This is a genomic window from Arthrobacter sp. LAR12-1-1.1 (assembly GCF_040676555.1).
Lineage (GTDB): Bacteria > Actinomycetota > Actinomycetes > Actinomycetales > Micrococcaceae > Arthrobacter.
Map to the genome: position 1 here is coordinate 32,688 of NZ_JBEGIG010000017.1, position 7,347 is coordinate 40,034.

7 protein-coding genes and 1 pseudogene are annotated in these 7,347 nt (G+C 63.6%); 2 read left to right on the forward strand and 6 right to left on the reverse strand.

The genetic code is table 11. From position 1 onward, the window contains the following. Position 1 precedes the first annotated feature (1 nt). The 3 genes from MRBLAR12_RS12190 to MRBLAR12_RS12200 all read right to left on the reverse strand — a co-directional run bounded on the left by MRBLAR12_RS12190 (position 2) and on the right by MRBLAR12_RS12200 (position 3,515). Entirely contained in the window at positions 2 to 961 is a 960-nt protein-coding gene (locus MRBLAR12_RS12190) for a carbohydrate ABC transporter permease (RefSeq protein WP_364746345.1), read from the reverse strand. A 27-nt stretch (positions 962 to 988) separates the two neighbouring features. Beyond that, the gene (locus MRBLAR12_RS12195; protein ID WP_229992034.1) at positions 989 to 2,323 is read right to left on the reverse strand and encodes an ABC transporter substrate-binding protein; all 1,335 of its coding nucleotides are present in this window, start codon (positions 2,321 to 2,323) and stop codon (positions 989 to 991) included. Between the two features lie 193 nt (positions 2,324 to 2,516). Continuing rightward, the gene (locus MRBLAR12_RS12200; protein ID WP_229992035.1) at positions 2,517 to 3,515 is read right to left on the reverse strand and encodes a LacI family DNA-binding transcriptional regulator; all 999 of its coding nucleotides are present in this window, start codon (positions 3,513 to 3,515) and stop codon (positions 2,517 to 2,519) included. A gap of 176 nt (positions 3,516 to 3,691) precedes the next feature. On the opposite strand from MRBLAR12_RS12200, the gene MRBLAR12_RS12205 reads away from it, so the two are divergent. Together MRBLAR12_RS12205 and MRBLAR12_RS12210 are read left to right on the forward strand one after the other, a co-directional pair. Next, a complete protein-coding gene (locus tag MRBLAR12_RS12205) occupies positions 3,692 to 4,948 on the forward strand; it encodes an FAD-binding protein (protein WP_229992036.1) in 1,257 nt (418 codons plus the stop codon). Between the two features lie 118 nt (positions 4,949 to 5,066). After that, a pseudogene (locus MRBLAR12_RS12210) lies at positions 5,067 to 5,189 on the forward strand (glycoside hydrolase family 3 C-terminal domain-containing protein); the annotation flags it as partial. A 274-nt stretch (positions 5,190 to 5,463) separates the two neighbouring features. On the opposite strand, the gene MRBLAR12_RS12215 reads toward MRBLAR12_RS12210, so the two are convergent. From MRBLAR12_RS12215 to MRBLAR12_RS12225, 3 genes are all read right to left on the reverse strand, one after another. Continuing rightward, positions 5,464 to 5,943 carry a hypothetical protein gene (locus tag MRBLAR12_RS12215; RefSeq protein ID WP_229992037.1) on the reverse strand — a complete coding sequence of 160 codons (480 nt, stop codon included), beginning with the start codon at positions 5,941 to 5,943 and terminating at the stop codon, positions 5,464 to 5,466. 108 nt (positions 5,944 to 6,051) lie between these two features. Continuing rightward, complete coding sequence (locus MRBLAR12_RS12220) at positions 6,052 to 6,621, reverse strand: DM13 domain-containing protein (RefSeq protein WP_229992038.1); 570 nt, start codon at positions 6,619 to 6,621, stop codon at positions 6,052 to 6,054. Between the two features lie 200 nt (positions 6,622 to 6,821). Further along, on the reverse strand, positions 6,822 to 7,347 hold a 526-nt coding region (locus MRBLAR12_RS12225; protein WP_364746350.1), incomplete at its 5' end, for a GPP34 family phosphoprotein.

Genomic DNA, 7,347 nt, shown 5'->3' on the forward strand with positions numbered 1-7,347 from the left:
GTTATGCACTCCTGCGGCGCGTGATGACGAACTGCATGACCGAGACGATCACGATCAGCCCGAAGAAAATGTAGGAGACGGCTGCGGAGTAGCCCAGCCGGTAGCCGGTAAACCCGGTTTCGAAGATGTACTGCACCACTGGCCTGGTGGAACCGCTGGGGCCGCCAGCCGTCATCTGGTACACCTGATCAAAGATTTTCAGTGATGCCAGAATCTGGAGGAGGACGATCATCACGGTGGTCGGAGCCAGCTGCGGCAGGGTGATGGAGAAGAACTGCCGCCAGGCTCCGGCCCCGTCCAGGGATGCCGCCTCGTAGTGCTGGTGGGGGATGTTCTGCATGGCCGCCAGGTACAAGAGAAAGTTGAAGCCGACGGTCCACCACAGCGTGGCGATGACGATCGCCCACATCGCCACGTTCGGGTCGTTCAGCCAGGCCACCTTCGGAAGCCCGATTTTCGCCAGGGAGTCGTTGATCAGCCCCAGCTGCGGGTTGTACATCCAGGTAAAGAACAGTGAGACCACGGTCGAGGCGAGCAGGTACGGCGCAAAGTAGGAGAGCCGCCACAGCCATTGCGCGGGCAATCCGACGTTAAGCAGGGCGGCCATGATCAAGGCGACGATCACCAAGGGAACCGTGCTTATCACCGTGAAGTAGAGCGTGTTGCCCAGGGAACGCCACATGTCCGCATCGGCCAAGGCCTCGGCGTAGTTGGCCAGGCCAATCAGGTTGTCGTTGGCGCCAGTAAGGGACTTGCCTGTCAGGCTCATGAAAAGGCCGTAAAGAATGGGCCAGACCAGGAAGACAAGGAAGAACGCCAGGAAAGGGGCGGCGAAGCCCCAGCCGGTCAGGTTGTCCCTGGCTTGACGGGACGGGGCCGGACCGGGCTGTGGACGGGTCCGGGTTGGACGGGAAGATGCCGTACGCTCTGCGCTCCGGCCGGATGTTGCTAAGGAACTCATCAGGGACTCCTTTGTCACTCGGGTGGCTCAGACCGGGTTGGGCCGGGAGAGAAGGGTGTTGGTGCGGCGCACGAATGCGTCCCAACCGTCGGCGGCCTTGTCGCGGCCGAGGAGTACGTTCTGCACGTTTTCCGCAAAGTAGGTTTGCCAGTCCGAGCCGGAGCCGCTGAACCAGGATTCCGGATCGTAATTGATAATGTCCGCCGCGTTGGCGTAGTGAATCTGGGGAGTGAGTTCCCGGTACGCATGTGACTGCACAATCGGCTGATAGGCCGGAATGTGTCCGGCTTCCGCCCAGGACAGCGACCCCTTGAGGACATCGCTCACGAACTTGTACACGTCGCGCCGCTTCCCGTCGTCGGCGTTTAGTTGCCGCGGCAGGACAAAGGAATGAGAGTCAGCATAGGCAGCCGGCGTCCCGTAGAGCGTGGGGATAGTTGCCGCGTCGACCGGCAGACCGGCCTTCTTGAAGGTGGGGAGTTCCCAGACGCCGCTGAAGAGCATGCCAGAACCGCCACGGGCAAATTCGGCGATGCCCGTACTGATGTCCCCGCTCTTGGCGGCTATGGTGTCGTCGAACAGTGATGCCATGAATTCCAGGGACTCGACCGCCGCATCCCTGTCAGCCTTCATCGGTTGCCCCGGGGTGAGTTCCATGTCCACACCGTGCTGCTTGTAGAGGGTGTAGAAGAGACGCCACATCTGGGACCCGCTGCCAAGGTAGCCGAAGGACAGGCCGTGCGCCTGTGTCACCTTCTGCATCTCGCGGGCCATCGAGAGGAACTCCTGCGGGGAACTTGCAGCCTGCAGTTGCCCGTCGGCGGCCAGCACCCCGGCCTTGCCGGCGACGTCGGTGTTGTAGAACATGACGAACGGGTGCGAGTCCAGGGCGATGGAAAAAACCTGGCCGTTCTGCTGGCTCTTGTCCCAGATCCTCGGTGCGAAGCTCTGGGAAGTCACGCCGTGTTCTGCCAGCAAGGACATGTCCCACGGGTCAATGAGTCCCCCTGGGGCGTAGCCGGGGACCCGGCTGGCATGCATGATGGCCAGTTCCGGCGGGCGGCCTCCGGCTGACGCCATCGCCAGCTTGGTGTAGTACGGCGGACCCCACGCCAGGACGGTCGGATGGACGGTGAAACCGGGGTTGCCGGCGTTCGCCTTACTGATCATTGCCTGCATCTTGATGCCGTCACCGCCGGACAGCAGATGCCAGAACGCAATGTCCCGCACGGCCGCCGCCGAGGCGGTACCGCCGCAGCCCGTGAGACCGGCCGCCGCGAACACGCTGCCGAGAGCCGCCGAACCTGCCAGTAACTGCCGCCGGGTCACTTGCTTGCCGGCAAAAAAGTCAATCTGCTTCACCCGTCACTCCTTTGGATGGGTCCGCTGAAAATAATCCTGATGGCACAAAACACTGCCGTTCCGGTGCGCTGAAATCCCGGGAGCGGCAGGTGCGATGTGACGCGGGACTCACATTACATCGATGTAAAACGGACCACAAGAGAAAATTGTTAGCGTGAACAATCTGATGCAGCCATCTCATTTGGGAGCGCGTTTAGCCGCTGCTGTCCCGCTCCACGATTTTGTAGTCGACGGTGACCACCCTCTGCTCGCCGACACGGTCAGCCATCCGCTCGGTGAGCAGGCGGAGGGCTTCGCTGGCCACCCGGCGCTTGTCGAAGGAAACGGTGGTGAGGGATGGCACGGCATACTGCCCGTCGGCGATATCGTCAAAGCCCGCCACGGCAACGTCGGACGGAACGCTGATTCCCCTCTTCCACAACACGCTCATCGCGCCAATGGCCATGGAGTCGGTGAAGCAGAACAGCGCCTCGGGGAGCGGGTGGGAGTCCAGATAGGAGGCGAGCGCGACGGCAGCCGTGTGTGGTGTCCATTTTTCGCACGGGATGAGCAGTGAGTCGTCCCGGTCAATGCCGAGCTCTTCGAGCGCGGCACGGTAGCCACGGGTCCGCAGGATTGCCGCGGCGGAGCCTCGGCCTTCCGCAGTTCCGAGCACGGCAATACGACGCCGGCCGGTCCTGGCAAGCGCCAGGGTCATGTCACGGGCGGCAGCAACGCTGTCCACCCACACACGGTCGGCCAGCTTCTGGGACACCTCACCCAGCAGGACCACCGGGGGCAGTGAGACTCCCACCTTGACGGCACTCTCATCCAGCACCACCGGGTTGAGGATCAGGCCATCAATGAGGTTGGACCGCGCGCGGGACATCAGTTCGTATTCGCGCCGGGGATCGGAACCGGTTTCCTCGATCTGGACGCTCCAGCCTTGCTCGTGGGCAACTTCCACCACGTTGTGCGCAATCTCGGCCGAGTAAGGGGTCGCCAGGTCCGGTAGGGCCAGGGCGATAACACCCGACCTGCCGTTGCGCAGTCCGCGGGCGGAAAGGTTGGGCACATAATCGAGTTCCAGAATGGCCTGCTCCACCTTGACCCTGGTGGCTCCGCTGACCGGAACAATCCCGTTCATCACGTTCGAGACAGTCTTGGGTGAGACGCCGGCACGACGCGCGACGTCCTTGACCGTTGCGCGCACTGCTCCCCTTTCAAAGCATCCTGGGCCAAAGCCAAGCGGCCAATGGCTGCTGCTGCGGATGACCTGCTGACGATGTTACCCGTCTCGGCGGGCTGCGGCGGAAACGTCTTGACAGGAAAATTGTTAGCGCTCACAGTGGTGAGAGCGAAACGTACCTTCACCGGAAAGCCGAATGAATGAAGAACTGGGCAGGCAACCTCAACTACTCATCAGCGGACGTTATGCGCCCGGCGTCGGTGGCTGAACTCGCCCGCGTGGTGGAGCGCGCCGACCGGGTCAAGGCCCTGGGATCGCGGCACTCCTTCAACCGCATGGGGGACACCGACGGTGTGCACGTGCTGCTGGACGCCCTGCCGCAGCACATCGAACTGGACTCAGAACGGAAGACGGTCCGCGTCAGCGGCGGCGTGAGCTACGGCGCCCTGTGCCGCACGTTGCAACAGTCCGGCGTCGCCATCCACAATCTGGCTTCGCTGCCCCACATTTCCGTGGCAGGAGCAGTCCAGACGGGCACCCACGGCTCTGGTGTGAACAACCCCGCCTTGGCCGGGGCGGTGGAGGGCATTGAGCTGGTCCGGCCCTCCGGCGAGCAGGTATCGCTGACCCGCGCGGACGGAGAGGAGTTTTTGGGCAGCGTGGTGGGTCTGGGCGCCCTTGGCATCGTCACCGGCCTCCAGCTTGCCGTCCGGCCGAGCTTCAGCATGCGCCAGCGTGTTTTGGAGAACCTGCCGTGGGAACGGGCACTGGCGGACTTCACTCAGCTGGTGTCCAGCGCCTACAGCGTGAGTCTATTCACCGATTACGCAGGCGATTGCATCAGCCAAGTCTGGCTCAAGGCGGTGGACTCGGAGCCTCCCATCGGTGAACTGTTCGGCGCCACGGCCGCCATCTGCCCCCGGCACCCTTTGCCGGGGATGTCGGCCGAGAACTGCACAGTCCAGATGGATGAGCCCGGGCAATGGCTGGACCGGCTGCCGCACTTCCGCCACGAGTTCACGCCCAGCAAGGGTGAGGAACTGCAGAGCGAATTCCTCCTGCCGCTGGAGCAGGCCCCTGCTGCACTCCAGGTGGTGCGGAGTCTGGCGGACAAACTTGCACCCCTGCTTTATGTCTCGGAAATCCGGACCGGCGCCGCAGATGAATTCTGGCTCAGCCCCTTCTACCGGCAGCAGAGCGTTGCCCTGCACTTCACCTGGAAGCCGCTGCAGCCGCAGGTGGAAGCCGTTCTGCCGCAGCTCGAGGACCTGCTTCGGCCGTTCGGGGCCAGGCCGCACTGGGGCAAGCTTTTCACGCCCGGCGGTCACGACTGGGAGTCCCTCTACCCCCGCTTTGCGGACTTCCGCGCGCTGGCATCGGCGCACGATCCGGAGGGAAAATTCCGCAACGGGCTGCTGGACAGCATCCTCGGCGTCCCGGTGGTGAACTCACGCTAAGCGGCTGGCCACACGGCTTAAGCGCTCCAGCACACACAACCAGTCCTGCAGACGGTCGACGGCGGGACGTCCCGCCGTCGTCCGTCTGCGTTTCTACGGCGCGGAACGGGGCCAGTCAGCCGCCGCCATCATCGAAGCGTTCAGCCCCGGCATGCAGGGCGGCCGGGCCATCGCCGAACTTGTCCTCGGCCTGGTCGACCCCACCGGGCGTCTCCCGATCTCCTTCGCCCGCCACGCCGGCGTTTGAGAAGTAGATACCTACCGAGCGGACGACGGCGGCACGCGCCGGCGTCGTCCGCTTGCGTTTAGTGCCGCACTTTTACAGCGCCGACCGGCGGCGGAAACCCAGGTCCGCAACTATCGGCGCGGCATTAGAAATGCCAACTCCGCAACGCACAGTAAGAACATGAAATCACTACTAAGCGATGACGTCGTCGCCGTACGTGGCGTCTTAACAGATCACACCCGGTCGATATTCATGCTCTTGGGCTAACAGGCCCGGAGTCTTGATCGCCTCAGGTCCGGTCCTCGGGTGGTGGGGTGGTGTCCGCCTCGGGGTTCGCGCCGCTGGTACGCTGCGCATTCACGGCGGGGACCGGTTCCTCATGGGCCGGCCGAAAAAAGTGCCAGGCCGCGAGTCCCACGGTCACCGCGACGGCCACCGCCCCGGCGATCAACCAGGCTTTCCCGGACGCTGTCCGCCTTGACTTAGCCGGCGCCGGGGCAACATTAGGTGCGACCCGCTTCAGACCTTCGTGGACACGGGGAACCAGAGTTTCCACTCCGCCGGCGAGTTCGTCAGCGAGCCGCCGCAGACCGGCCTGGATCCTCGGGGACGCGGATTCAATCCCGGCATCAAGCCCCTCGACCACTTTTTGCAATGCCGCCTCGACCTCGGGAGTGGCCCACTCCTTCCCCTTGGTGAGCTGAGAAATGAGGTTCTCTGAAAGATGGCGGACCTGATCGGCCTGGGCCGTGGGTTTTGCCGTGCGCATCGGTGCCTCCTCGGTGTGATGAATGCCCATAGCCTACGGCGGCCGGCGCCATCGAAAAAGGCCCCGTCGTTGACTCATGGGAAGGTCCGCGTGGCCGGATTCGTTGCCTCATTTGTCTCGGGATGTGAGTTGAGCCGCTCCGAATGACACCGCGAATTGAACGCACCATAGATCGACGGACTTGTACTTGGACAGATCAACGTCATCGGAGATTTTGTACACTTGGTTGCCTTGGTTTCCCTTGATTAAGCCGAGGTCAACGTGGTCGGCGGAGCCAGCGGTGAACCACCCGCCCGGTCCCTCCACCACGTCTGCGGCGCTCAGCCAGACGTGCACATCCGGCCCGTTGGAGGTGTCCAGACTCTCCAATGCAAGCACGCGCGAGCCGTCCGGCTGTTCAATGATCCGAACGGCTCCGGTCGTCGTATGTTCATGGCTGATGAACGAACCTTCAGCGAGCTGGACCGGGCCGGAGGGCATCTCGGCAGTACTGGACCCGGATGGTTCTGCCTGCTCCGCGGAGGCGGCAACGAACGGGATCTCTTCATCCACCCGGACGTCGACAAACAGAAGCCAGGGTTTGAACACCGCCAGTCCGATAGCCAGCACAACAACGGCAACCGCCGCCGCGGCGATGACCCAGACCCGCTTGCGCCCACCGGACTTCACTGTGGACATCTAGCATTCCCCGATAGTGAAAAGACCAGGTCCGAAGTTATCTGCGCTCATGAAACCATCGTCCGCGTGCTTATCGTTGCGGGCAACGGGCTGAACACGCCGGAGACACGGCCACGATGTTGGTGATGGTGAGGTTCGGGCGGCGGGCTCCTGGAGTCCACGCAGACCGCCGACTCCGTGCCCAGCGATTTCAGGCAGCCTCATATGCCTGGTTCTTCTTCCTCCGCCAGTCTGATCATGCGCAGTTCGTCCTCCACCGCATGGGAAGGCCAATAGCCCTTCGCCAGCTCACTTGCCCGGATTTTATCTGCTGCCGGTACGAGCTTGCCGAGCAGCCCGGCAGCCTGAAGCAGGGCGATCAGCGCTGTGGTCCTGGCATCGGGTGCCTTGACATCTGGCTTCGCGAGAGCGGGCATCCCTGCATTGGGTGCCCCGGCATCGGTCACCGTGGAATCAGGCGTCCCGGCATCGGTCGCCGCGGAATCAGGCGTCCCGACATCGGCCGCCGTGGAATCAGGCGTCCCGACATCGGCCGCCGCGGAATCAGGCGTCCCGGCGACGGCCGCCGCGGAATCAGGCGCCGCGGCATCCGTCGCCGTGGAATCAGGCGTCCCGGCATCGGGCGGCGAACCGGTGAGTGCGGCCTGGATCTTTTTCAGGAGCGCCGCCTCCGGAGCGTGGTCCTTCTCCGGGTACCGCACGGTCCGGAACAGACCCAGGTGTTTT

Excerpts from the sequence above, each read along its gene's own strand:
- MRBLAR12_RS12190 (WP_364746345.1), bottom strand. The coding sequence starts at position 961 with ATGAGTTCCTTAGCAACATCCGGCCGGAGCGCAGAGCGTACGGCATCT.
- MRBLAR12_RS12205 (WP_229992036.1), top strand. The coding sequence starts at position 3,692 with ATGAAGAACTGGGCAGGCAACCTCAACTACTCATCAGCGGACGTTATG.
- MRBLAR12_RS12215 (WP_229992037.1), bottom strand. The coding sequence starts at position 5,943 with ATGCGCACGGCAAAACCCACGGCCCAGGCCGATCAGGTCCGCCATCTT.
- MRBLAR12_RS12220 (WP_229992038.1), bottom strand. The coding sequence starts at position 6,621 with ATGTCCACAGTGAAGTCCGGTGGGCGCAAGCGGGTCTGGGTCATCGCC.